The organism is Bradyrhizobium sp. T-1 (assembly GCF_053592855.1).
Genome location: NZ_CM132115.1, coordinates 2,419,121 through 2,443,690, shown reverse-complemented (window position 1 = coordinate 2,443,690; position 24,570 = coordinate 2,419,121). Strand labels below are relative to the sequence as shown.

At 63.0% G+C, this 24,570-nt stretch carries 20 protein-coding genes, 1 tRNA gene and 1 pseudogene; 12 read left to right on the top strand and 10 right to left on the bottom strand.

The genetic code is table 11. The features are described from left to right. Positions 1-45: 45 nt before the first annotated feature. Positions 46-1,587, top strand: coding sequence for a DUF2235 domain-containing protein (locus ACWAT4_RS11715; protein WP_449730574.1), 1,542 nt, complete (start codon positions 46-48; stop codon positions 1,585-1,587). 190 nt (positions 1,588-1,777) lie between these two features. Here the strand turns inward: ACWAT4_RS11715 and ACWAT4_RS11710 are convergent. From ACWAT4_RS11710 to ACWAT4_RS11690, 5 genes are all read right to left on the bottom strand, one after another. Next, a tRNA-Lys gene (locus tag ACWAT4_RS11710) sits at positions 1,778-1,853 on the bottom strand. A 168-nt stretch (positions 1,854-2,021) separates the two neighbouring features. Next, positions 2,022-2,618, bottom strand: a complete 597-nt coding sequence (locus ACWAT4_RS11705) for a Spy/CpxP family protein refolding chaperone (RefSeq protein ID WP_212298758.1) — start codon at positions 2,616-2,618, stop codon at positions 2,022-2,024. Positions 2,619-2,856: 238 nt separating this feature from the next. Next, positions 2,857-3,858 (bottom strand): TRAP transporter substrate-binding protein, encoded by a 1,002-nt coding sequence (locus ACWAT4_RS11700; protein WP_212444645.1) that lies wholly within the window; start codon positions 3,856-3,858, stop codon positions 2,857-2,859. A 276-nt stretch (positions 3,859-4,134) separates the two neighbouring features. Beyond that, a complete protein-coding gene (locus ACWAT4_RS11695; RefSeq protein ID WP_212298760.1) occupies positions 4,135-5,697 on the bottom strand; it encodes a 2-isopropylmalate synthase in 1,563 nt (520 codons plus the stop codon). 756 nt (positions 5,698-6,453) lie between these two features. Further along, positions 6,454-6,723 (bottom strand): hypothetical protein, encoded by a 270-nt coding sequence (locus ACWAT4_RS11690; protein WP_449731196.1) that lies wholly within the window; start codon positions 6,721-6,723, stop codon positions 6,454-6,456. A 325-nt stretch (positions 6,724-7,048) separates the two neighbouring features. Between ACWAT4_RS11690 and ACWAT4_RS11685 the strand changes: the two are divergent. Continuing rightward, a pseudogene (locus ACWAT4_RS11685) lies at positions 7,049-8,272 on the top strand (SMP-30/gluconolactonase/LRE family protein). Between the two features lie 108 nt (positions 8,273-8,380). Here ACWAT4_RS11685 and ACWAT4_RS11680 read toward each other — a convergent pair. Next, positions 8,381-9,544, bottom strand: a complete 1,164-nt coding sequence (locus ACWAT4_RS11680; RefSeq protein WP_449730573.1) for a hypothetical protein — start codon at positions 9,542-9,544, stop codon at positions 8,381-8,383. 286 nt (positions 9,545-9,830) lie between these two features. On the opposite strand from ACWAT4_RS11680, the gene ACWAT4_RS11675 reads away from it, so the two are divergent. The 10 genes from ACWAT4_RS11675 to ACWAT4_RS11630 all read left to right on the top strand — a co-directional run bounded on the left by ACWAT4_RS11675 (position 9,831) and on the right by ACWAT4_RS11630 (position 19,726). Next, positions 9,831-9,941, top strand: coding sequence for an NAD-binding protein (locus tag ACWAT4_RS11675; protein ID WP_212425452.1), 111 nt, complete (start codon positions 9,831-9,833; stop codon positions 9,939-9,941). A gap of 95 nt (positions 9,942-10,036) precedes the next feature. After that, complete coding sequence (locus ACWAT4_RS11670) at positions 10,037-10,789, top strand: 3-deoxy-manno-octulosonate cytidylyltransferase (RefSeq protein WP_449730572.1); 753 nt, start codon at positions 10,037-10,039, stop codon at positions 10,787-10,789. Continuing rightward, a complete protein-coding gene (locus ACWAT4_RS11665) occupies positions 10,786-11,301 on the top strand; it encodes a GNAT family N-acetyltransferase (RefSeq protein WP_212298764.1) in 516 nt (171 codons plus the stop codon). Before ACWAT4_RS11670 ends, ACWAT4_RS11665 begins: the two co-directional genes overlap by 4 nt. Positions 11,302-11,396: 95 nt before the next feature. After that, entirely contained in the window at positions 11,397-12,515 is a 1,119-nt protein-coding gene (locus ACWAT4_RS11660; RefSeq protein WP_449730571.1) for a D-alanine--D-alanine ligase family protein, read from the top strand. A 235-nt stretch (positions 12,516-12,750) separates the two neighbouring features. After that, positions 12,751-13,995: an ABC transporter substrate-binding protein gene (locus ACWAT4_RS11655; RefSeq protein ID WP_212425450.1), complete on the top strand. Its 1,245-nt coding sequence runs from the start codon at positions 12,751-12,753 to the stop codon at positions 13,993-13,995. A 103-nt stretch (positions 13,996-14,098) separates the two neighbouring features. Beyond that, positions 14,099-14,974: a branched-chain amino acid ABC transporter permease gene (locus tag ACWAT4_RS11650; RefSeq protein ID WP_063688885.1), complete on the top strand. Its 876-nt coding sequence runs from the start codon at positions 14,099-14,101 to the stop codon at positions 14,972-14,974. A 1-nt stretch (position 14,975) separates the two neighbouring features. Continuing rightward, a complete protein-coding gene (locus ACWAT4_RS11645) occupies positions 14,976-15,902 on the top strand; it encodes a branched-chain amino acid ABC transporter permease (protein ID WP_212444650.1) in 927 nt (308 codons plus the stop codon). Continuing rightward, on the top strand, positions 15,902-17,383 hold the full coding sequence (locus ACWAT4_RS11640; RefSeq protein ID WP_449730570.1) for an ATP-binding cassette domain-containing protein: 1,482 nt from the start codon (positions 15,902-15,904) through the stop codon (positions 17,381-17,383). Before ACWAT4_RS11645 ends, ACWAT4_RS11640 begins: the two co-directional genes overlap by 1 nt. Before the next feature lie 40 nt (positions 17,384-17,423). Further along, complete coding sequence (locus ACWAT4_RS11635) at positions 17,424-18,662, top strand: ABC transporter substrate-binding protein (protein WP_449730569.1); 1,239 nt, start codon at positions 17,424-17,426, stop codon at positions 18,660-18,662. A gap of 164 nt (positions 18,663-18,826) precedes the next feature. After that, a complete protein-coding gene (locus ACWAT4_RS11630) occupies positions 18,827-19,726 on the top strand; it encodes an SMP-30/gluconolactonase/LRE family protein (protein WP_449730568.1) in 900 nt (299 codons plus the stop codon). A gap of 50 nt (positions 19,727-19,776) precedes the next feature. Here ACWAT4_RS11630 and ACWAT4_RS11625 read toward each other — a convergent pair whose 3' ends face one another. The 4 genes from ACWAT4_RS11625 to ACWAT4_RS11610 all read right to left on the bottom strand — a co-directional run bounded on the left by ACWAT4_RS11625 (position 19,777) and on the right by ACWAT4_RS11610 (position 24,551). After that, entirely contained in the window at positions 19,777-20,757 is a 981-nt protein-coding gene (locus ACWAT4_RS11625; protein ID WP_249154273.1) for an alpha/beta hydrolase family protein, read from the bottom strand. Between the two features lie 185 nt (positions 20,758-20,942). Next, positions 20,943-21,902 (bottom strand): ABC transporter permease, encoded by a 960-nt coding sequence (locus ACWAT4_RS11620; protein WP_212298771.1) that lies wholly within the window; start codon positions 21,900-21,902, stop codon positions 20,943-20,945. Then, a complete protein-coding gene (locus ACWAT4_RS11615; protein WP_212425446.1) occupies positions 21,899-23,011 on the bottom strand; it encodes an ABC transporter permease in 1,113 nt (370 codons plus the stop codon). Before ACWAT4_RS11615 ends, ACWAT4_RS11620 begins: the two co-directional genes overlap by 4 nt. Further along, a complete protein-coding gene (locus ACWAT4_RS11610; protein WP_449730567.1) occupies positions 23,004-24,551 on the bottom strand; it encodes a sugar ABC transporter ATP-binding protein in 1,548 nt (515 codons plus the stop codon). Before ACWAT4_RS11610 ends, ACWAT4_RS11615 begins: the two co-directional genes overlap by 8 nt. Between the last annotated feature and the right edge of the window lie 19 nt (positions 24,552-24,570).

Below are 24,570 nucleotides of genomic sequence, written 5' to 3'. Positions count from 1 at the left end.
CCAGCTCACATTTCGGAGCCCGCAATCTATGATATTAACTGGCCTTTGGCGCACTTTTGGGGATGGTGTGCAATGCCGAAGAATATTGTGATCTTTTCCGACGGTACAGGCCAGGCCGGCGGCATCAATTTCGACGAAGCGCGGACGAACGTTTACAAGCTCTACCGCGCCTGCCGCGTCGGCCCGGACACGAAGGTCGAACCATCCGAACAGGTCGCTTTCTACGATGCCGGTCTAGGTTCGGCGTCGGACGGCGGTCATTTCAAGATTGGCTGGATGCGTTGGCTCTACAATTTAGCCAGCATGGCGACCGGCCTCGGGATCACGCGGAACATCGTCGATTGCTACGCCGCGATCATTGCCCTCTATGAGGAAGGCGACCGCGTCTTTCTGATCGGTTTCAGCCGTGGGGCCTACACTGTGCGATCGGTTGCCGGCGTTATGACCTATTGCGGCATCCCGCGCCATATGCCCGATGGTTCGCCCCTGCGCCGCGATCCAAAGAGCATTCATAAGCTGGCCGAGCATGCCGTCAAGGATGTCTATCAATTCTGCCCATCCTACTCGCGCAAGACTCTTGGATACCGGCAGTTTCTGTTGGAGACTCGCGACGCGATCGCCTCACAATTCAGACAGCAGTACGGTAGCACAACCACCATCAACGGCGCCGAGCGGGCGAACGTCTTTCCATACTTCATCGGCGTGTTCGATACGGTCGCCGCCCTCGGCCACAAATATCTCGGCACGGCGCTCGTGACCTCCGGCATTGCGCTGCTGATCGGACTGCATTGGCTCGGTGGCTTCCTTCAGCCGATCTTTCCATGGGCGGGATGGGGAGCTTGGATTCTGAGTTACCTCGGCGTCGCCACAGCTCTGATCGCTTTTCTCATGAACTATCTCAAGATCGCGCCATCCTTACCCGGCTACGGGTTCTTGAAGCGCCTCCGGACCGCGCATTTCGCCCCGCCGAAGCATAAATTCTACGACACAACGCTGAATCCGAATGTCGGCTACGCAAAGCATGCGATCTCGATCGACGAGAACCGCGCCGACTTCAAGCGCGTCGGCTGGTCGCCCACGGCCGAGAAGCAGGACGTACGCGACGCGCACGGCAACCTCTACTTCGAGCAGGTCTGGTTTCCGGGCGTGCATGCTGATGTCGGCGGCGGCTATCTGGAAAATGAGGCCCGCTTGTCGGATGTGGCGCTGAACTGGCTGCTCGCCGGAGCCTCGCTCATCCCGGGCGGCCTGAAACATGACCGCAGCGTCCTGCGGCTGTCACCCGATCCTGCCGGCCCCCAACACAATGAACAGGCGGGTGGCTTCCTCAAGGCCGGAGTTCGCGAGCTTCCCATTGATCCGAAGACTGAGGAGTCGAGATCACCCATGCACAAATCGGTCTATCGGCGCTTCGAGGCAGGGTCGGTTCTCCTATACGACCGCATCGCGGCTTATCGACCGGACAACATGAGGGTTCACGTCGACTTCAAACACTATTTCGATGGCAGTGCGGCGCAGCCGCCCCAATGCGTCGCTGACGACATAGAACAGAAGTGGGAAAATGCCGGCTATGTCGGGCGGCTCTGACCCCCAGATTGAACATTGAAAAGCGGTCCTGTCTGGCGGCCTTCGAGTCGGCTTCGCCTCCGCCTCGTCCAGCACAGTAGATCACAATGCCGAGAGTGGACCCGCCGATCGACCGCCGAAATCACCGTTTGAAAAACCGTTTTAGTTCGGTCGTCTCAAACGGTTCGCGAGGGTAAGTCCTTGAAGAACTTGGTGGGCGCACCAGGGCTCGAACCTGGGACCCGCTGATTAAGAGTCAGCTGCTCTACCAACTGAGCTATGCGCCCGAAAGGCGGTCAATGCCTTGCGAGGCCGGTCGTTTAGCAAAGCGATCCGGGTCTGGCAAGCGACGTGGCGCAAGTTTTCCAAGGTTCTTCCACAGCCCCGGAAATGGCGAAAAGCCGCTGGATTCCAGCGGCTTCTCAGAGGTTAATTCCCGGGAAATCCCGGGCTGCTCAAAGCCGCCCTTCCCGATCCGAGCCGCCATCGCGGTCGCCGCCGCGGAAGTGGTCCATCCCGTGCTCCATCATGCGGTCCATGCCGCGCTCCATGAAATGGCGGCGCGGGCCGTCCTCGCCGCCACCGAACGGGCCGCGATGGTGGGTCAGCACGGCAAGGCGGCGCTTCTGGCCGTCGTCGAGGCTCTTGTAGAGCGGGTCGGCGGCGTCGGCGATCTTCTTCAGCGCCGCAGATGTCGCGCCCATGTCGTCGGCCCGCTGGCGCAGCCGGGCGACCGGATCCTCCGGCTTGTCGCCGTTCTTGTCGGCGTCGCCCGGGCCGGCGTTCATCCGCGCATTGGCGCGGTCGATGCGCAGCTTGGCGAAGTCGCGCACGGCGGCCTCGACCGGCGGCCACAGCTTCTCCTGGTCGGCATTGAGCTTCAGCCCGGCATGGACGGCGGCGATCCGCGCGTCGACGAAGGCAGCGCGGTCTTCGGGGTTCATGCGGGTGTGGTGGAAGTGCTCCATCCACGGGCGATGAAATTGGGCATAGACCGCGCCCGAGCCGGCGATGCTGAGCACGGCGATGGCGGCGATGGTAAACTTCCTCATACGAACCTCCTCTGGAAGGATGCCCTGAAGATGGGCGCCGCTAGGCCCCGGCGCAACTTACAACTTGGACAGAGAGCCACTCTTACGAAGATGTAACTCCTTGATCTGCATCAAATCGCGAACTGGAAATCATTTGCAACAAGGGGCTTCCTTGCAGCCCTGCAACGGAAGCCCTTCATTCATCATTCGTTCAATCCAGGCCGCATCGAACCTGGTTCGCCACACGCGCCCATCCTGCTCAATTCGTCGTGCTCTTGGCTTCCTTCTGGAATTCGTCGATCAGCGGCTGGCCGACACGGCTTGCGGCGTCCTTGTAGACCGGCTCCATCGCCTTGCGCATCGCCTCGTCCTGCTCCGGCGTAAGCTTGATGATCTCGCTCTTGCCGCTCTTCTTGATTTCGGCGAGCGCGTCGTCGTTCTCCTTCTGCGACTGCGCGTTGTTGAAGTCGGTCGCTTCCTTCATCGCCTTCGAGAGCTGATCGCGGATGTCCGCCGGCAGATCGTCCCAGAACTTCTTGTTCACGATCACGACGTAGCCGATGTAACCGTGATTGGTCTCGGTGATGTACTTCTGCACCTCGTGCATCTTCTGGGTGTAGATGTTCGACCAGGTGTTCTCCTGGCCGTCGACCACGCCGGTCTGCAGCGCCTGGTAGACTTCCGAGAACGCCATCACCTGCGGCAGCGAGCCCAGCGCCTTGAACTGAGCCTGCAGCACGCGCGAGGACTGGATTCGGAACTTGACGCCCTGATAGTCCGCCGGCGTGATCAGCTTCTTGTTTGCGCTCATCTGCTTGAAGCCGTTGTCCCAATAGGCAAGGCCGGTGATGCCCTTCGGTTCGAGCAGCTTGAGCAGCCGCGCGCCGAGCGGACCTTCCGTCACCTTCCGCAGCGTCTTCAGGTCGGGAAGGATGTAGGGCAGATCGAACACCTCGAATTCGCGGATGCCGAGCGGGCCGAATTTGGAGTTGGACGGCGCCAGCATTTGCACGCTGCCGAGCTGCAGCGCCTCGAGCTCCTCCTTGTCCTTGTACAGCGTCGAGTTCGGATAGACCTCGATCTTGACCTTGCCGCCGGTATACTTCTCGGCGAGCTCCTTGAATTTCTCGGATGCCTTACCCTTCGGCGTGTCTGTCGCGACGACATGGCTGAACTTGATGATGATCGGGTCGGCGCTGGCGGTGCCGGCAAGGCCGAGTGCCAGTGCAGCGACGGACGCCGCGATCGCGAAGGTGCGCATAATCTCTCCCTGTTGTTTTTTGGGCTGTCCGGCATGCGAGCAGCCGATCTTGAGCCGGCAGCATCAATAGCCGCTGGGAGGCAGAGCCGCTATTGGCCGTTAGCAGGGCAGCTATTCATCATGAACGCTGCAAACACCTCTGCGCTCCCTCTCCCGCCTGCGGGAGAGGGTTGGGGAGAGGGTGTCTCCGCAATGGGATATTCCCTGTGAGGAGAGAACCCTCACCCGCCACGCTTCGCGTGTCGGCCTCTCCCGCAGGCGGGAGAGGCGAAGACGTCAGCTCGCTGCCGCCGCCGTCACGGTGTCGCGCTGGCGCTTCATGACGATCTTGTTGAGCGCGCCGAGATAGGCTTTTGCAGACGCCACCAGCGTATCCGGATCCGCCGCGCGGGCCGTCATCGAGCGGCCGTCATGCGACAGCCGCACCGAGACCTCGGCTTGCGCGTCGGTGCCTTCGGTGACGGCGTGAACCTGATACAGTTCGAGCTTGGCCTCGTGCGGCACCAAGCGCTTGATGCAGTTGAACACTGCGTCGACCGGACCGTTGCCCTCGGCTTCCTCGATCTTGATCTGGCCGTCGACGTCCAGCTTCATGGTCGCGCGCTGCGGGCCATGGGTGCCGGCGATCACGGTCAGCGAGGTCAGCTTGATGCGGTCGTGCGAGGCCGCCATCTCCTCGTCGACCAGCGCCTCGATGTCCTCGTCGTAGATGTCCTTCTTGCGGTCGGCGAGCGCCTTCATTCGCGTGAACGCATCTTCCAGCTGGTTCGGGCCGAGCTTGTAGCCCATCTCCTCCAGCTTGTGCACGAAGGCATGACGGCCGGAATGCTTGCCCAGCACCAGCGAGGACTGCTTCAGGCCGACCATCTCGGGCCGCATGATCTCGTAGGTGGAGGCGTCCTTCAGCACGCCGTCCTGGTGAATGCCGCTTTCATGCGCGAACGCGTTCCGGCCGACGATGGCCTTGTTGTACTGAACGGGAAACGAGGTCGCCGCCGACACCACCTTCGAGGCGCGGGTGAGCTGCGTGGTGTCGATCTTGTTCCAGTAGGGGAATTTGTCGTTGCGCACGTTGATCGCCATCACGATCTCTTCGAGCGCCGCGTTGCCCGCACGCTCGCCGATGCCGTTGATGGTGCACTCGACCTGACGCGCCCCGCCGACGATGCCGGCCAGCGAGTTCGCCACGGCCATGCCGAGGTCGTTATGGCAATGCACCGAGAACACCGCCTTGTCGGAGTTCGGCACACGCTCGATCAGTGTCTTCATGAAGTGGGTGTATTCCTCCGGCACCGTGTAGCCGACGGTATCGGGGATGTTCACCGTGGTGGCGCCGGCCTTGATGACGGCCTCGACGATGCGGCACAGATAGTCCATCTCGCTGCGGGTGCCGTCCTCGGCCGACCATTCGACGTCGTCGACCTGGTTGCGGGCGCGCGCGACCATGGCGACCGAGGTCTCGATCACCTGCTCCGGCGTCTTGTTCAACTTCACCCGCATGTGCAGCGGTGAGGTCGCGATCACGGTGTGGACGCGGCCGCGCTTGGCGAATTTCACAGCTTCGGCGCAGCGATCGATGTCAGCCGGGTGCGCACGCGCCAGGCCGGCGATGATCGAGTTCTTGGAGCGGCGGGCGATCTCGCTCACCGCCTGGAAGTCGCCTTCGGAGGTGATGGGGAAGCCGGCTTCGATGACATCGACGCCCATATCATCCAGCAACTCGGCGACTTCGAGCTTTTCCTCGAAGGTCATGGTGGCGCCGGGGCATTGCTCGCCGTCGCGCAAGGTGGTGTCGAAAATGATGACGCGGTCCTTGTCGGACTTGTTCGCGGGGGCCATTGCAAATTTCCTTTTGAGCTTTTGCGCCGTCAGTCTGCTGGGCGCTTGAGGTGTCTGGTGATCTCGACCAACCCCTGAGTGCCCAGGCGCACAGCGCCCAGCCGGCCCTCAGGGGCAAGTAAGAAGAAGCCCGCCAAGAAGGAGCGTGGGCAGCAGCGCGGCCGGGATCGTGGCGGCGGCCAGAGCCACCTCCCCCGAAATCCCATCAATTTGGCCGCGAATCAGCATTGCCAGACCCTTTTGAGCCCCAAATTCTCAGGCAAAACCGTTGACGGTTGGTTGCCGGAAGGCTCGGTGCGTCGTTCTAGACGAGAAATGGCAGCAGCTGCAACGCCAAAAGATGGTCAGGGAAGCTGACCTAGGCGCCGGACCAAGACCACACGGTTTCGCGTACGCCGGCAGATCCTGCTTCGCCCCAGGGGGCCTTGCTGGAGGCACCGTTCGCACAACGCGGCATGCAAGCTGATCACGGGACTCGGCTCAATCCACTGCCCGCCCTGCCACTCACATCCGCGACGACGCTGCCCAGCGTCCACCGCAGCCCGATCGGCGGCTCGCGACGACGTACGATCGGCCCCTTTTCGCGGATCAGGAAGGACAACACATGCGATAAATCCGAATTTCGATAAAGCGGAATATTTTGTCGCAGGCTGATTGTCCCAGCCATCATGTTTTGCACGACCGGGCGGCGGCAGCTCTTATAGTCTTGGGGCCCCGGTGGCCTCATCCGGGCTATGAGAGTCGAGGTGATGTGCCCTACCCCGTCCGCCGGGCGCGCGCCCTGGTCTCCCAGCGATCCAGCATCTGGCCGAGCTCGCCGTTGACCACAGCCGGCCGCGCCATCCGGTTGGTGGCCGTCACCTCGTTGGTGTTGGCGGGCGGGCGCGTCTGGAGCCAGTCGGGTTCCACATAGTCGCGCCAGCGGCGCGCCTGGTGCCGCTTCTTTCGGGACACTTGGTCACGCGTGAGATAGCCGGCCGCAAATGCGATCCCGAGCAATATGACCAGTACGACGACACCTTGTATCACGCGGAACTCCGGCGTTTGGCCCCCGCAAATGTTTCTGCCAGCATGACGGGCGAGGTCAAGACTTGACAGGCCTCGAAGTCAGTTTCGATTCACAACGCCGGGCGAGATGAATTGTCGCTTTCATGCAGAGCGGCACGATCATGCGCAATGCTTCGGCATCATCTTCCGCGACCATCCACAGCGCAGCACGAATTTGGCGACATCAAGGATTTCGCGCGGAGAGGCTGCAACTGTAGCGCTCGCAACCGGACGCGGACCGGACTAACCTTGCACTGCTCGGCCGGATCAACCGGCCAGCCGAACATGACCTGGGAGGACACCAATGACACGCCAACAGCAGCGTGAGCAGGATGTTGCGCTTTCACGACGAACGCTGGTGCAGGGGCTTGCGCTCGGCGCCGCGGCCACGATGGCCGGAACGGGCGCTGCGCTGGCCCAGACCAGTCCCGCCGCCCCACCGACGACGATCACCACACCACCACGCGACTTCGGTCCGCACGGCGCGCCGACCACCTATTTCTGGGACCCCGACATCATCGCGGTCGATCCCTCCTTCAACGATCTGGCGCAGCCCAACACTGCGATCAAGCGGCTCTACACCGGCGTGCTCTAGGCTGAAGGCCCGGCGTGGAGCGCACAGGGGCGGTATCTGTTGTGGAGCGACATTCCCAACAACCGGCAGATGCGCTGGAGCGAGGATGACGGCCGCGTCAGCGTCTTCCGCATGCCCTCCAACAATTCCAACGGTAACTCGTTCGACTTCCAGGGCCGCCAGCTCTCCTGCGAGCATCTGACCCGGCGGGTGACGCGCTACGAGCATGACGGCACCGCCACCGTGCTATGCGACAACTACAACGGCAAGAAGCTGAACTCGCCGAACGACGTCGTCGCGCATCCCGACGGCAGCTACTGGTTCACCGATCCGCCCTATGGCGGCCAGCTGTATGAAGGCGAGCCCGATGCAGCGGGTGGTCCGAGTAATTCCGGCGGCAAGCTCAATCCGCGGATCGGACAACCCGCCGGCTTCACACCGGGCAAGCGCGAGCTGCCGACCAATTGCTATCGTATCGACGCTTCCGGTCGCGTCGATCTCGTCGTCACCGAGGAGCAGGTGCCCGATCCCAACGGGCTGTGCTTCTCGCCCGACTTCAAGAAGCTCTATGTCGTCTCGACCGGCAAGGGACCGGGCGACACCGGCCCCGGCGGCAAAGGCGAGATTTTCGTGTTCGATGTCGGCAGCGACAACAAGCTGTCCAACCAGAAAAGCTTCTCCGATTGCGTGATCGACGGCATCAAATGCGGTCCGGACGGCGTGCGCTGCGACGTCAACGGCAATGTCTGGGCCTCCAGCAATGCGGGGCGCGCGGTCGGCTATAACGGGGTAACGGTGTGGTCGCCGGAGGGCAAATTGCTCGGCCGCATTCGCCTGCCCGAAGTCTGCGGCAACATCTGCTTCGGCGGGCCCAAGCGCAACCGCCTGTTCATGGCGGCGAGCCAATCGCCCTACGCCGTCTTCACGGCGACGCAAGGCGCGGGACCGGGGTGAGAGGGCCCAGCTTCACAAAATGGTGCCGGCGCAATCCGCCGGCACCGGATCTCGCTGACGACTGGGCCGATCCCGGCTGAAGCCGTGGCCGGGGGCCGGCACCGCCTGTCAGTTGTCGCCGCGCTTCGCAGGCGCCGGCACGGCGGTCCGGTTGGCAGGCACGATCTGCGGCTGAAACGCGAACACCTCGCGGCTGCGGTCGTCCACGAACACCTTCAGCCAATGCACGTCGTTGTTGCCGTTTTCCTGATGATCGCCGAACGTCTCGACACGGACAAAGTTTTCGAGCCGCCGGCCTTTTGCATCGAGGAATGGCCGGTCGATCCGGAAATAGTGGGAGTCGCCGTGAACATAGGCGACGGGCCGACCGAAGGCGACCACTTCATCGCGCAACGCAACCAGGAAGGCTTGGAAACCGTCGGGATTCGCATCGGTTTCCACTAGCGTCTTCGGGTCACGCAACGGCGCGCGGGTTCCGTCCGACTGATCCCAGCCCGGGTCCGCCTGCGAGATGAACATGACAGCTGCGGCGCGGTACGTTCTCGCCACGTCAAAGGTCTGCTGCATCCAGAGGATGTTGGCGCTGTTGCGCGCGGCCCATTCGGCGTCGTCGGGTAACGTATCGCAACGATTGTTGCAGGATCCCTGGATATTGAGCGTGGCGTAAACCACGCCCTTCATGATCCAGCGGCGATTCTCGACGCAGCCGGTCAACTGGTTGTTGTGATCGAGACACAGCTTGTCGTGCTGCACCTGCTGCTTGATGGGCCGCTGGCCAAGCGAGAAATCGGTGCTGAAAAAGATCTTCCGCTCGTAGTCGAGCCTTTCGCGCGAGGAGAACGAGCCGTTCGCCGGCCGATCGCAGTCGGTCCAGTCGTTGTCGCCGGGGGTAACCATAGCAGCCGATTTCAGCGCATTGAAATATCCGAGTCCCTGCTGGTACAGCGCATCGCTGCACGTGGTCGGCGTCACCGATCCAGGCGTACCGCTGCCGGCCTTCAAGTCGCCATCATGAACCGTGAAGGCAAGCTTCTGGTCGTTCATGTCGGCGATCAGGTTCGGCACGCCGAGCTGCGCCTGCAGGTCGGAATACGGCAAATCACCCCAGAGCCCGATGGCGTAAGCCCGGCTCTCGCCTCCCCTGTCGCGGTCGTCATCGTCGGCATGCGCACTGACGATCGAACAAATAGCGATGCAGGCGGCAAGCACGAAGCCTGTCCAGTGCCGCTTGCCGTAGACGCCTTCCAACTTCCCTTCACCAAGTCCCGTCATGGTCGCTCCCCAGAACAGCTTTGGACAAAAGACGGCTCACCGCAGGCAGCAACGCGAGTCGTCCTGCGCCGAACCGGTTCACGAAAATGAGAAGAAGCCCGCCCGTGGCTCCAAATTACCGCGGTGAACGTACCGAGGGGTTGTGACGCCCGCGTGAAACATTCTGAAACACGACACAGTGCTGGATCGGCCCCGGCAGGCAGTTCCAATTCCCTGAAACGGGGCTATACGAACTAGGCTGTTTCCGAACGATTGCGAGACGACCGGGCCGAGTCAGGAATAAGCCATGCGCGTTGTGATCTGCGGCGGCGGCGTGATCGGAGTCTGCACCGCTCACTTCCTCCGCCGTCTTAGGGTCGAGGTCTACGTCGTCCCGACCGGCGCGGGACCTGGCTGAGCAGGCGGGAGCTGAATTGCGACGAGGCGCCAGCGCCCCTCGCCGGCGCCTCAGACTTGTGTGCTAATTTGCCCGTTCAGAAAGCGAGAGTTTCGATGCGTCCGATCGTGATCATACCCACCCGGCTTGGTTCAACCAGGCTCCCAGGCAAGGCGCTGACGGATATCAACGGTCAGCCCATGATCGTCCACGTCTGGCGAAGAGGCCTCGAGGCCGATATCGGCCCCGTCGTCGTCGCCTGTGGCGATCAAGCCATCGTGGATGTCATCGGCGATCTGGGCGGCCGGGCGGTCCTGACTGACCCGACGCTCCCGACGGGATCGGATCGTGCACACGCTGCCCTGCAGCTGATCGACGCGGACGCGGCCTACGATGTCGCCGTCGTCCTTCAGGGCGACCTGCCGACCATTGATCCAATGACGATACGGGCGACCATGGAGCCGTTGTCCCGGCATGCCGATTGTTCAATCGCCACGCTCGCCACCGAGATCGAGGATCCCATCGAGCTTCAGGCGCCGAGCGTCGTGAAGATCGCCCTTGCAATCCAGCCGGGAGAGACGATCGGTCGCGCGGTCTATTTCAGCCGGGCCGTAATCCCCTCCGGGGCCGGCAAGCACTATCATCACGTCGGCATGTACACCTATCGGCGCGAGGCGTTGGCGAAATATGTCAGCCTGCCGCGTGGCATCCTCGAGCAGCGGGAGAGTCTCGAGCAGCTCCGGGCGATCGAGCATGGCATGCGGATGGACGCCAAGGTGATCCAGACAGAGCCGCTCGGCGTGGATACGCTGGCCGATCTCGAGCGCGCCCGAGAGCTTTTGGCAGCCAGGGCAAGGACAACCAAATGACCGTCACCGTTCGCCTGATGAATTTGCAGGAAACTGCGGAGATCATCGAATATTTCCACGCAGCGACACCAGAGCATTTGGAAATGCTCGGGGTCGATCCGTCGCGATTGCCGCCGGCATCGCAATGGCAGCGGCTCTATGAGCAGATGTTCGACCAGCCCGTCGAGCAGAGGAGCAGCCTTTTGGTAAGTTGGCTTTACGAAGACAGGTTCCTGGGGTTCTCGACTGCCGACAAGATCCGCATTCGCCAGCAGGCGAACATGCACCTTCACATCACCGATGCCTCACAACGCAAGCAGGGTATCGGCGCAGAGTGCGTCAGACAGACCGTCGAGCTCTATTTCCAGGCCCTCAAACTGAAGCAACTCTTCTGCGAGCCCAACGCGTTCAACGTGGCTCCGAACCGCACGCTCCAAAGGGCGGGCTTCAAATACGTCAAGACGCACATGACCGTTCCCGGCCCCCTCAACTTTCACCAGGCCGTCAACCGCTGGATGATTGAACGAGGCTGAGGGCCTCTCAGCGGCCGCCGACGCATTCATGCGCACACGCCCTCCCCTCCGCAGGCAAGACGTGACTTCCGGACGGAGCGCGTGATAATTGAGCCATGGCAGAGAAAATTCGCGTCGTGGTTCTCTATGGCGGCAGGTCCGGTGAGCATGAGGTCTCGCTGAAATCGGCCGCCTCCGTGCTCAGGCATCTCGACCGTGCGCGCTTCGAGGTGATCCCGGTCTCCATCGACAAGACCGGCCGGTGGCAGTGGAACGATCTTGCGACGATCGACCAGGCGCAGACATCCTTGCCGATCCTGCCCGATGCGCCCGAGATGCGGCTCGCCCGAGGTGCCGATGGACGCGGGGTCCTCATCCCGATCTCCGGCAACGCAACAGGCCCGATCGCGATCGACGTCGTCTTTCCGGTCATGCACGGACCCTTGTGTGAAGACGGCACCGTGCAGGGCCTTTTGGAGCTCGCCGACGTTGCCTATGTCGGGTCGGGCGTTCTTGCCTCTGCCGTCAGCATGGACAAGGACGTCGCCAAGCGGCTCGCTGAATTCGCCGGCGTGCCGGTCGCGCCCTATCGCGTGCTGACCCGCAAGGCTTTCGTCATCGATCGGGCCGCGTCTCTTGCGAAGGTGATCGAGGGGCTGAGCCTCCCGGTGTTCGTCAAGCCGTGCAACATGGGCTCCAGTGTCGGCATTCACAAGGTCAAGACATGGGATGCGCTCGGTCCCGCGCTCGACGATGCGTTTCGCTACGATCTCAAGGTGCTGGTCGAACAGGGCATCGACGCCCGCGAGATCGAGGTCGCCGTGCTCGAGGGCGAGACGCTGTTTGCGAGCGTCGCCAGCGAGCTCAATCCCAACGCCCATCACGAGTTCTATTCCTACGAGGCCAAATATCTCGATCCCGACGGCGCCCGCGTCGATCTCCCGGCCAGGTTAGATGAGGCCCAGATGGCGCGCGTGCGCGCGCTCGCGGTGCAGGTCTTCGCGGCGCTCGAATGCAGCGACCTCGCACGCGTCGATTTCTTCCTCGACCGGCAAACCGGCGAATTCTGCTTCAACGAGATCAACACCCTGCCCGGCTTCACGTCGATCAGCATGTATCCGAAGATGATGGAAGCCTCGGGCGTACCATATGGAGAGCTGCTGACGCGCCTCGTCCATCTGGCGCTGGATCGATATCAGCAGCGGCATGCCCTGGAACGCGGCTATTCGAGCTAGCTGATCGCGACTCGTTGGGCCACCGTCATGTGCCTTCAACCTGTCTGCATGCCCGTAGACGAAATCTGCATGCCTGATTTGCTGGAATATCCAACTGTGCACTCATTTTGCGCAAGCGCTAGACTTTAGTCCCCATCGTACAATCCTGAATACAGTTTTACTTGCCGAGGATTCTCTCACCGTTATAGTCCCGACCCAATAGCTCAAAGAAGCTTGGTTCAAGGGAGAGAACAATATGAATAAAGCACTCTCTGGTGCATTGCGAAGTGCGTTTGGTATGGCCGCGACGGGCGCATTGTTGGCAGCCTCAAGCCCGGCATTAGCGGCCGATCCGCTTCGGATCGGTGTGATCGCGGAAGCGCAGGCGATTGCCGGCGCATCGATCCCGCAGGCAGCACAGCTTGCCGCGGACGAGATCAACGCCGCCGGCGGCGTCGACGGCCGCAAGATCGAGATCATCGGTTACGACAACCACTCCTCCTCCGCCGACTCGGTGCGCGCGTTCCAGCGCGCGGTGAACGAGGACAAGGTCAACGCGGTCATCGCCAGCTACATCAGCGAAGTGGTGCTGGCGCTGGAGCCCTGGGCCGCGCGGCTGAAGACGCCGTTCGTGACGCCGGGCGCGGCCTCCAACGAAATCAGCAAGAGCGTCCACGCCGATTACGAGAAGAACAAATACACCTTCCACGGCTACCTGACCTCGGCGGCGCTGGCGCTCTCGGTCTGCGACGGCGCCAAGGATCTTCTCGTCGACAAGCTTCACATGAAGTCGGCCGTCATCATGAGCGAGGACGCTGCCTGGACCAAGCCACTCGACATCGGCTACGAGGAATGCCTGCCCAAGATCGGGCTGAAGGTGCTCGATCACATCCGCTTCTCGCCCGACACCACCGACTTCACCCCGATCTTCAACAAGATCGAGGGCGCCAAGCCGGACGTGATCATCACCGGCATCTCGCATGTGGGGGTGCAACCGACGGTGCAGTGGAAGAACCAGCAGGTGCCGATCCCGATGTTCGGCATCTCCTCGCAGGCCACCAACGAAACCTTCGGCAAGGACACCAACCAGGCTGCCGAAGGCGTGCTCTATCAGGGCGTCTCCGGGCCCGGCGTCGCGGTGACGCCGAAGTCGGTGCCGTTCGCGGAAAACTTCCGGAAGAAGTTCGGCAATTATCCGTCCTATGCCGGCTACACCGCCTATGACGAGGTCTATTACATCGCCGATGCGGTGAAGCGCGCCGGCTCGACCGATGCCGACAAGCTGGTCGATGCGCTGGAGAAGACCGACTGGGAAGGCACGATCGGCCGCGTCCAGTTCTACGGCAAGGACGATCCGTTCACGCACTCGATCAAATACGGCAAGGGCCTGATCACTGGGCTGATGCTGCAATGGCAGGACGGCAAGCAGAGCGCGGTCTGGCCGAAGGACGTCGCCAAGGTCGATATCAAGTTCCCGAGCTTCATCAAGCTCAGCAACTGATCGGACATGCTCCCGGGACCACCTCCCGGGAGCTTCCGCTTGCGGCATCCCGCAGCAACCTTCCCTCAAAGCGGCAGCCCGGCTGCCACGCGGCCAATCATCAATGCGAGCTTTCCAGATTCTGATTGATGGCTTCGCCATCAGCGCGCTCTACGCTCTCGGTGCCACCGGCTTCACGCTCATCTTCGGCGTCTCCGGCGTGCTCAACCTCTCCCACGGTGCCATCATGGTGGCGGCAGCGGTGGCGGCCTGGGCCGCCGCCAGCGTGCTCAATGTCGGCACCTATGCCGGCGCGCTGATCGGGGTCGGGGTCGCCCTCCTCACCGCGTTCGCCACTTACTTCGCCGTGGTGAAGCCGATCCAGGATTCCCGGCGCATCCCGAATGAGGAGAAGGAGATCTTCGTCCTCACGGGAACGCTGCTCTGGGGCATCATGATCCAGGAGCTGATCGCCTATTTCTTCACCAACAACGCCAAGACCGTGCTGCCGATCGTCGAGGGCGTGGTCGAGATCCTCGGCGTCCGCACGCCGAAGAACGAGATCTTCACCGCGATCGTATGCTGCCTCGTCATTGCGCTGCTGTGGCTGCTGGTGAACCGCACCCGCACCGGCAAGGCGGTGCTGGCGGCCTCGATGAACCCACGCGGCGTCACCCTGCTCGGCCTGGAGCTCACCAACATCTACATCGTGGTCTGGGCGATCTACGGCATCCTGGCCGGCATCGCCGGCGTGCTGCTCGGCATGTTCCTCGGCGTCAGCTCCTACAGCGTCGGGCCGCTGACCGCGAGCGCGTTCTCGATCGTGGTGCTCGGCGGCCTCGGCAGCGTCTCCGGCTCCCTGATCGCGGCCTTCGTGGTCGGCTATCTCGAAACGCTGACCGCCTATCTGGTCTCGCCGGCCTACCGCACCATTCCGGCGCTGCTGCTGCTCGTGTTCGTGATGTACATCCGGCCGCAGGGCCTTCTGGGGAGGCGCTGAGATGGCGGGCTTCTTTACCTCGCGCCTGTTCTTCGTCTCGCTGGCGCTCGTCATCATCGCGGCGACGCTGCCGCTCTATGTCTCCGGCTATGTGCTCGGGCTGCTCACCGTCGCGTTCTATTTCGGCGTGTTCGCGATGGCCTGGGACCTGCTATTTGGCTTCGCGGGCGAAGTGAATTTCGGGCCGACCTTCCTGATCGGCGTCGGCGCCTACACCGCCGGCATTCTCAACGCGCAGTTCGGCTGGTCAGTCTATCTCTGCATCGTGTTAGGCGCGCTCGCCTCCGTCATCGCCGGGCTCGTGCTGGCGCTGCCGGCGCTACGCGTGCGCGGGCCGTATTTCGGCCTGACCACGCTGGTCGCGGTCCTGATGCTGCAGAACTTCATCGTCGTGTTCGCCGATCTCACCGGCGGCGAGATCGGCTTGACCATCCCCGACGTCATCACCATCAATGCCGGCGCGAACTACTGGATCGCGCTCGGCTTCATGACGATCTCGGCAGCGATCCTTTACGGCCTGTCGCAATCGCCGATTGGCCTCGTGCTGCAGGCGAGTGGCCAGGATCCGGTGCAGGCCGGTGCGCTCGGCTTCAACATCGTCAAGCACAAGCTCGCCGCGTTCATCGTCAGCGCGTTCTTCTCGGGGCTTTCAGGCGCGTTGCTGGTGTTCTATTTCGGCACCGCGTCCGTCGGCACCGTCGTCGACGTCGCAGTCGGCGTCAACGTGATCGTCTCGGCCGTGCTCGGCGGCCGGCGCACCGTGCTCGGCGCAGCACTCGGCGCGATCTTCCTGATCGTCGCCGGCGAATTCCTGCGTCCGACCGGCGAGCTTGCGACCTTCATCGTCTCGGCGGTGGCGCTGCTCGTCGTCCTGTTCTTCCCCGGCGGCTTCCTCGGAGCGGCCCTCTCGCGCGAGGCTCGCCCGTAATGGATCAGAGGCTTTCAAACCGGCCCGTGCTCGAAGTCCGCGGCCTGACCAAGCGCTTTGGCGGATTGACCGCGGTGAAGAACCTCGGCTTCGACGTCAATGGCGGCGAGATTTTTGGCCTGATCGGGCCGAACGGCTCCGGCAAGTCGACCGCGATGAAGAGCGTGATGGGCATCGAGCGCCCGACCGCAGGCGACATCGTGTTCGAGGGCGAGAACGTCGCGGGCCTGCCGGCGCACAAGATCGCGCGCAAGGGCTTTGGCATGGTGTTCCAGCACTCGCGGCCGCTGAACCGGCAGACGGTGCTGGAGAACATCATGGTAGCGCTGCTGCCGGACAGCCTGTTCATGCTGTTTCCGGACAAGGCGCTGGTCGAGCGCGCCAAATGGATCGCCGACCGCGTCGGACTGGGCTCCGTGATGAACCGCCGCCCGCCGACGCTGCCCTTTGCCGATCTGCGCCGGCTCGAACTTGCAAAAGCGATCGCGCGCGACCCAAAGGTCGTGCTGGTCGACGAACCCTTCGCCGGCCTGACCCGCGCCGAGGTCGACGTGTTCTCCGACCTGATCCGCAGCTTCCGCGATGAGGGCCGCGCGGTGATGCTGGTCGACCACAACGTCAAGAGCGTCGCGGCGCTGGTCGACCGCGTGCTCGCGATGTATCTCGGCGAGGAGATCGTCACCGGCAAGGCCGACGACGTCATGCGAAACGAGACCGTGCGGCGGGTCTATCTCGGCGGCGCCATCGAGACCCATGCGCGGCCCGAGACCAGCTTCAAGGACAAGGTGCCGCTGCTCCAGGTCGAAAACGTCAGCGTGCATTACGGCAAGGCGCAGGCGCTGGAGAACGTCTCGATCCACATCCACGAGGGCGAGTTCGTCTCCATTGTCGGTCTCAACGGCGCCGGCAAGACCACGCTGTTCAATACCATCTCCGGCTTCCTGCCCTATAGCGGCGAGATCATCCGCGGCGGCAAAAAGCTGCGCGGCACGAGCCCCGCCAGGATCGCCCGCAGCGGCCTCGTGCAGTGCCCGGAATCGCGCGAGCTGTTCGGCGAGATGACGGTGCGGGAAAATCTCGATCTCGGCGGGCAGCACCTCGACGACGACAAGCGCGCCGCGCAGCTCACCTGGCTGTTCGAGCTGTTCCCGATCCTGAAGGAGCGGCAGGGCCAACTGGCGCAGACGCTCTCCGGCGGCGAGCAGCAGATGCTCGCGATCGGCCGCGCGCTGATGATGCAGCCGCAGATCCTGATCCTGGACGAGCCGACGCTGGGGCTTGCGCCGGTCATCCTCGAACTGCTGTCCAAGGCGCTGGAGAAGCTGCGGCAGACCACGTCGATCACCGTGCTGCTCGGCGAGCAGAATGTGACCTTCGCGCTGCCGCATGCCGACCGCGTCTATGTGCTGGAGCACGCCAGGATCGTCTGGGAGGGTGATCCCGGCCGCTTCGCGAGCGAAGCCGGCGCCGATTTTCTCTGAGTCGCGCGTATCAATAACAAACAACGAAAGGGAAACGACCATGCGATCATCGACGCTTCTGGGCTCCGCCCTCCTCACCTCCGCGCTGGCGCTGTGCCTCGCCGCGCCCGCCTACGCGCAGTCGAACGATCCGATCAAGATCGGCGTCATCGCCGAAGTACAGTCGATCGCGGGCGCGGCAACTCCCGGCGGCGCCCAGATCGCAGCCGACGAGATCAATGCCAAGGGCGGCATCCTCGGCCGCAAGATCGAGATCGTCACTTATGACAACAAGAGCTCGTCGGCCGATTCCGTGCGCGCCTTCCAGCGCGCCGTGAGCGAGGACAAGGTCTCGGCGGTGATCGCAAGCTATATCAGCGAGGTCGTGCTGGCGCTGGAGCCCTGGGCGGCGCGGCTGAAGATGCCGCTGATCACCCCGGGCGCCGCCTCGAACGAGATCACCAAGGCGATCCACAACGACTATGAAAAGAACAAGTACACCTTCCACGGCTACCTGACCTCGGCCGCGCAAGCCCAGCTCGTCTGCGACGCCGCGAAGGATCTCCTCGTCGACAAGCTCAAGTTCAAGACGGTCGCGATCATGAGCGAAGACGCCGCCTGGACCAAGCCGCTCGACGTCGGCTACGAAGCCTGCCTGCCCAAGGCCGGCCTGAAGGTCGTCGAGCATGTCCGCTTCTCGCCCGACACCACCGACTTCACGCCGATCTTCAACAACATCGAAGCCAAGAAGCCTGACGTGATCGTCACCGGCATCTCCCATGTCGGCGTGCAGCCGACGGTGCAGTGGAAGAACCAGCAGGTGCCGGTCCCGATGTTCGGCATCAGCGCGCAGGCGCTGAGCCCGACCTTCTGGAAGGACACCAACGGTGCCGCCGACGGCGTGCCGTCGCTGGCGGTCGCGACGCCCGACGTCGCGGTGACCCCGAAGACGAAGCCGTTCGCGGCAGCCTTCAAGGCCAAGTTCGGCACGCCGCCGGCCTATACCGGCTACACCGCCTATGACGAGGTCTACATCATCACCGACGCCATCAAGCGCGCCGGCTCGACCGATCCCGACAAGATGGTCGCCGAGCTCGAGAAGACCGACTTCGAGGGCACGATCGGCAAGATCCAGTTCTACGGCAAGGACGACGAGTTCACCCACGGCATCAAGTCCGGTCCGGGCGCGGTGACCGGCCTGGTCTTCCAGTGGCAGGACCAGAAGCAGGTCGTGGTCTGGCCGGAGAAGATCGCGGAAGGCAAGCTGAAGTTTCCGAACTTCGTGAAGCTGTCGCAGTAGAAAGCGAACGAACGACACCGCGAACGCGTGATGCCCGGGCCCTCCCGGGCATTTCGTTTTGCCCTCAAGGAGCCGAAGCACGCTTGCAAATTTGTCAGGGTCGATCACAGTAAGGACCGCACGCAGGCAGCTTGCAAGAATCTGCGGCTCATCAAGGAGGACACATGCTCCCCTATGTCGCCCACGACCCTCGCTTCGAGCGGCTGGTCATCGGCCATGTCAATCTCGAGAAACTCACCAGCGGCTGCCGCTGGGCCGAAGGCCCGGCCTACTTTCCGGCCGGGCGCTACCTCATCTGGTCCGACATTCCGAACAACCGGATGATGCGTTTCGACGAGACCGACGGATCGGTCTCGGTTTTCCGCGCGCCAAGCTTCAATTCCAACGGCAACACCACCGATCGCCAGGGGCGGCTGGTGACCTGCGAGCATTTCATGCGGCGCGTCACCCGGACCGAGCACGACGGCTCGATCACCGTGCTGGCGGATGCGTTCGAGGGCCGCCGGTTGAATTCGCCCAACGACGTCGTGGTCAAGTCGGACCATTCGATCTGGTTCTCCGATCCGACCTACGGCATCGACAGCGACTATGAAGGGCAGCAGAGTCCGTCCGAGATCGGCGCCTCCAATGTCTACCGGATCGATGGCAATTCCGGTGCCATCACGCGCGTCGTGTCCGACCGGGTGCAACCGAACGGGCTGGCCTTCTCGCCGGATGAAACCCGCCTCTATGTCGCAGACACCGGCGCGACGCATGTGAGCGGGCTGCCGCCGACGATCTGGTCCTATGAGGTCAAGGGACAAGCAGTCGGAGAGGCCTCGCTGTTCGCCACCTGCCCGGACGGGCTCTATGATGGCTTCCGCGTCGATATCCACGGCAACATCTGGACATCGGCGGGCCGCAGCGTGTTCGGCTACGCAGCCGACGGCACCCATCTCGGCACAGTCCCGATCGGCGAGATCGTCGCCAACGTCTGCTTCGGCGGCCCGCGCCGCAACCGCCTCTACATCTGCGGCCAGACCTCGCTGTATTCGATCTATCTCAACACGCGCGCGGCGGTGTAAGGGACGGACGCAGTTCGGGGTCAACCTCACACGTGTCCTGCCTGGGCAGGCTAGTTCGATATGCGATCCGACTCCATCGGCATCGCACGCAAGGTTTGTAGCAAGACCTCGGTCGCCACCCCACTTGCACACATTCCTTCCGCCGCCTGGCCGAAATCAACGAGACTATGATAGGTCGGCCCTCGGGCCTTCGTGAGTGGAACAAGCCAAGCCGCATGTCCATGCGATTTGAGCCCGTTGAAATACAGTTCCTGCGTTGAAAACGGGATGTTGGAATCACGCGGGTCGGAGATCAGGAATATCCTGCGCGCAGGTTGATCCGGTATCTGGTTCACGGAATCGTAGGGATCAAAGAAGACTTCGGTCTTCAAACGGCCGACCCATCCCCTCGCCTTCAATCGCGCGCGATACGCCGCGGCCGGAGAAGAAAGAACGACGCACTGAAGATCGTTGCGCTGAGCAAGGAGCTCTGCCGCAAGCGTCCCGCCTCCGCTATGCCCTCCAAGCACCCAGCGGCCGATATGATAGCGCGACTTCAAGGCATCGACAGCAGAAGCCATCAGCTTCGCTTCCAGTGGCGTGTGCCTGATGTCGTAATGCTTTCCCGCACTTCCATACGTGCCCGGCCTACCCAGGAAAATGAACGGCACGCCGTATCGTCCGAACTGCTCTTGCGATTGCTCGATCATCGCTGCAACGCCGAGCCCTGCTTGATGGCGCACGCCTTTGGGCCCGCCCATCACGTCACCCGGTATCCAGACGACGGCCAGTGGATTTGTCCCGTCCGTCTTCAACCCTGCGGCGTAGTATCTCAGGCAATATCCATTGCTCTCGATGCTGACCCAGACCGCGGTTTCGCGCGCCTCCATCTCTTTGCAGACCTCAGGCGAGATCTGCGTTCCGTTGATGACTTTAATTGGATCGAACATCTCATCGTCGGGCCGGGACTGGGCCAAAGCTTCCGACGACATCAGGAAGGAATTTGCACTCACAATCAAAGAGATGAGGGTTGCGATTCCAGCGAATTTCAACGTTGGCACTCCAGGATATGCAGCAGCGCGTGACCGGCGACGTCGCCTCTGAAAGCGTCGTCGCCACGATCTGGCGGCCTCAGTTACATCTGGAAAGCGGCAGGGTCAGGACCAAAATACGGATGGCAGCGATCTGCCTCGCTTGCCGCGATCGCGCTAGGGCTTCGTATTGATGAGTCTGTGTCCTAGCTCGTCACACGTTCACCGCGGCCATAGACCAGCAGCATGAAGATGATGACGAGGCCGTAGATGACCTGGCGGCCGGCCTCCGGCATGTCCATGATCGACAGCACGCTGTTGAGCAGCACGATCAGCACGACGCCGATCAGCGTGCCGAGATAGCGCCCGCGGCCGCCGAGAATGTTGGTGCCGCCGATCACGACCGCCGCGATCGATGGCAGCAAATAGGCATCCCCCATGCCCTGATAGGCCTTGGTGGAGTAGCCGGCGAGCAGAACGCCGGCGAGCGCGGCTGCGACACCGCACAGGACGAAGCAGATCACGGTGATGCGGCGGGTGTCGACACCGGCCAGATAGGCGGCCGCTTCCTTGTTGCCGATGGCATAGACGTAGCGGCCGAGCGCCGTGCGCTGGAGCACGATTGTGACGAGGACGGACACTGCGGCCCAGACGAACAGGGCGTTGGGAATTCCGAGCGTGCGGTCGCCGGCGAGCATCCGCATCAAATCCGTGGCGGCGGTCTGCGGCGCATAGCCACCGGTATGAGCGACCATCAGGCCGCGCATGACCGCGTTGACGCCGAGGGTGAAGATCATCGACGGCACGCGCAGATACGCGACCCCGATGCCGTTGATGAGACCGACCAGCAGTCCGACCCCGAGCCCGACCGGAATTGCAAGCGGTCCGCCGATCGATGTCGCCATCATCGCGGCGGCGGCGAGCGTCCAAGGCACCGATAGGTCGATCTGCGCGATCAGGATCACCATCATCATCCCGGCGGCGACGATGCCGAGGAAGGCGCCGATCTGGAGCTGCTGCAGCAAATAGGTCGGCGACAACAATGGCGCGCTGCCGAAGCGGGCAAAGGTGTAGATCGTGCCCGCCACCAGGATGACGAGGATGAACAGGGCCGCGATCAGGATCGGGCGGTCATCGCGCGAGAGACTGAGAGAGGCCGAACTCATCGAAACAGCTCCAGCGTATTCTTGACGCGCAGGACGCCGAGCGCGCCGATGCTGACCGCCGCCAGCAGGATCAAGCCCTCGAACAGCGGCTGCAACAGCGGCGCGATGTCGAAGATGCGGAAGAAGAACGAGATGACGCGCAGGACCATAGCACCGAAGATCGAGCCGATCGCGCTGCCGGTCCCGCCGAGCAGCGACGTGCCGCCGATGACGACGGAGGCAATGGAGTTGAGCGTATAGGCGCCAGCCTGCGGGATGTCGGCATTGCCCGAGGAGGTCTGGATGGCCAGGAACAGGCCGCCGCAGCCGGCGAAGAAGCCGGCAAGCGTGAAGGCCGCGATCTTGGCGCGGTCGATCGGAAGGCCGGACATATAGGCGGCACCTTCGGCCGAGCCGACCGCATAGACGGCCCGGCCAAGCACGGAGCGGCGGAACGGCACCCAGACCAGGAGCGCGATCAGGACGAGCAGCACGAACGGCACCGGGATCCAGGCCACCGGCGCAAACCAGCTTGCTGCGCCGTCATCGAAGATATGGACGGTCGCGGCGAAATCCCCGAGCGAATTGGTCATCGCCCAATTGAGATCCTCGTCGATCTTGCCGCCCGGCGTCGGCCGCAGGAACAGCGCGATGCCGATATAGACAGCGCCGGTCGCGAGAGTCGCGATGATCGGCTGGATGCGCCCGTAGACGACGATGCAGCCATTGATGAAGCCGGCCAGCGCACCGGTCGCAAGGCACACGACGATGCCGAGCAGGATTCCGCTTATCCCGCCGGGGAAGGTGCCGAGGCCGAGTTGCAGGCCGAAGATGTCGAGATGCAGCGGCGTGCCGTCCACCGCGCCCGTCAGCAGGTAGCTCGCGAAACATCCCACCATGGTCATGACAGCACCCACGGAGAGATCCAGCCCCGACGCCAGCACCGGCACGGTCTGGGCCATCGCCAGCATGGCGAGCGCAAAAATCTCGTCGCCGTTCTGCACCAGAACCGCCGACGAGAAGCCCTTGGGGTGCGCGAGATTGTAGAGCAGATAGAGGATGGAGAACAACAGGACGGCGGTGACGATGCCGATGTTCTGGCGAATCCTGATGGCGACATCGTCAAGCATGGGCAGCTCCGGGCGTGCCAGGCGCCGCCGCGTCGATGTTCAGCGCGCTCGCGATGATGTTGGTCTCGTTGAGATCGTCACCCTCGAGCTCGCGCACGATGCGCCCGTCATACATGATCGCCACCCGGTCGCAGCAGCCAATGAGCTCGTCATAGTCGGTCGAGTAGAACAGGATGGCCGCGCCCTGGTCCGCGAGCTCGCGCATCAGCCGGTAAAGCTCCTGCTTGGTACCGACGTCGATGCCGCGCGTGGGATCGTTGAGCAAAATGATGCGCGGATCGGTCATCAGCCATTTGGCGAGAACGACCTTCTGCTGATTGCCGCCGGAAAGCGTGGAGACCGCGTCGCCGGGCGCACCGATCTTGATCTGCAGCCGCGCGATGGCGCGCTTGATGGCCTCGTTCTCGCGCGCGCGGTCGACCAGAGGTCCGGTCGAAATCGCGTCGAGTGAGGCGATCACCAGATTGTCTGCGATCGACATCGGCAGCATCAGGCCTTCTGTCTTGCGATCCTCCGGCACCAGCGCGATGCCGACCGACTTCGCCGCTGCCGGTGAGCCCGGGCGCACCTCGCGGCCTTCGACGGTGACCTGCCCGGAGACGCCGCGCAACACACCAAACAGCGCCAGCAGCAGGGATTTCTGGCCCTGGCCATCCAGCCCGCCGAGACCGACGATCTCGCCGGCACCGACGCGGAGCGTGATGCCATCGAGGCTCTTGTCCCAGCTCAAATTCTCGACAGCCAACATGGGCTTCGGCGATCCACGCGCGGGCTTTGGCGGATATTGGGCCGCAATGTCGCGTCCGATCATGAGCTGAACGATATCGGCGGTCGAGCGCCTGCCTTTGTCGAAGGTCTCGATATGGCGCCCGTTGCGAAACACGGAAGCGCGGTCTGCCAGCGCCTCGACCTCGTGCATCCGGTGCGAGATGTAGAGAATGGCAACGCCCTCGGCCTTGAGCCGCGCCAGCATGGCGTACACCTTTTCGACGTCGGCACTGGTGAGAGCCGACGTAGCTTCATCGAGGATCAAAAGCTGTGGCTTCTTGCCGAGCGCCTTGGCGATCTCCACCACCTGGCGGCGCGACAGCGGCAGATCGCGCACGCGCATCAAGGGATTGACGTCCTCGCAACCGATCTCGGCCAGCAGCTCCTCGGCCCGGCGGCGCTGGGCTCGCGCATCGATGAGGCCGAAGCGGCGCGGCGGTGATGCAATCGAGATGTTGTCCGCGACCGAGAGGTCGGGCATCAGCGACAATTCCTGGAAGATGCAGACGACGCCGGCTGCATTGGCGGCGGATGGTGTCGCGAAGCTCACCTCGGATCCGCCGAGCCGCATGGTGCCCGCATCAGGCTGGACGACGCCGGCGATGATCTTGATCAGCGTCGACTTGCCAGCGCCGTTCTCGCCCAGCACCGCATGGATCTTGCCGCGCTCGCATGCAAAATCGACACCTTCGAGCGCGCGCACACCGGCGTAACGCTTGGAGATTCCGGACAAGGCGAGGAAGGCGGGCGAGGTCAGAGCAGCATCCGACATGGCAGGGCTCACGCAGCAG

Coding starts and splice junctions, on each gene's coding strand:
- ACWAT4_RS11665 (WP_212298764.1), top strand. CDS start 10,786: ATGACCGTCACCGTTCGCCTGATGAATTTGCAGGAAACTGCGGAGATC.
- ACWAT4_RS11615 (WP_212425446.1), bottom strand. CDS start 23,011: ATGCTTGACGATGTCGCCATCAGGATTCGCCAGAACATCGGCATCGTC.
- ACWAT4_RS11610 (WP_449730567.1), bottom strand. CDS start 24,551: ATGTCGGATGCTGCTCTGACCTCGCCCGCCTTCCTCGCCTTGTCCGGA.
- ACWAT4_RS11695 (WP_212298760.1), bottom strand. CDS start 5,697: ATGGCCCCCGCGAACAAGTCCGACAAGGACCGCGTCATCATTTTCGAC.
- ACWAT4_RS11620 (WP_212298771.1), bottom strand. CDS start 21,902: ATGAGTTCGGCCTCTCTCAGTCTCTCGCGCGATGACCGCCCGATCCTG.
- ACWAT4_RS11630 (WP_449730568.1), top strand. CDS start 18,827: ATGCTCCCCTATGTCGCCCACGACCCTCGCTTCGAGCGGCTGGTCATC.
- ACWAT4_RS11635 (WP_449730569.1), top strand. CDS start 17,424: ATGCGATCATCGACGCTTCTGGGCTCCGCCCTCCTCACCTCCGCGCTG.
- ACWAT4_RS11700 (WP_212444645.1), bottom strand. CDS start 3,858: ATGCGCACCTTCGCGATCGCGGCGTCCGTCGCTGCACTGGCACTCGGC.
- ACWAT4_RS11675 (WP_212425452.1), top strand. CDS start 9,831: ATGCGCGTTGTGATCTGCGGCGGCGGCGTGATCGGAGTCTGCACCGCT.
- ACWAT4_RS11650 (WP_063688885.1), top strand. CDS start 14,099: ATGCGAGCTTTCCAGATTCTGATTGATGGCTTCGCCATCAGCGCGCTC.
- ACWAT4_RS11670 (WP_449730572.1), top strand. CDS start 10,037: ATGCGTCCGATCGTGATCATACCCACCCGGCTTGGTTCAACCAGGCTC.
- ACWAT4_RS11680 (WP_449730573.1), bottom strand. CDS start 9,544: ATGACGGGACTTGGTGAAGGGAAGTTGGAAGGCGTCTACGGCAAGCGG.
- ACWAT4_RS11645 (WP_212444650.1), top strand. CDS start 14,976: ATGGCGGGCTTCTTTACCTCGCGCCTGTTCTTCGTCTCGCTGGCGCTC.
- ACWAT4_RS11655 (WP_212425450.1), top strand. CDS start 12,751: ATGAATAAAGCACTCTCTGGTGCATTGCGAAGTGCGTTTGGTATGGCC.
- ACWAT4_RS11705 (WP_212298758.1), bottom strand. CDS start 2,618: ATGAGGAAGTTTACCATCGCCGCCATCGCCGTGCTCAGCATCGCCGGC.
- ACWAT4_RS11640 (WP_449730570.1), top strand. CDS start 15,902: ATGGATCAGAGGCTTTCAAACCGGCCCGTGCTCGAAGTCCGCGGCCTG.
- ACWAT4_RS11660 (WP_449730571.1), top strand. CDS start 11,397: ATGGCAGAGAAAATTCGCGTCGTGGTTCTCTATGGCGGCAGGTCCGGT.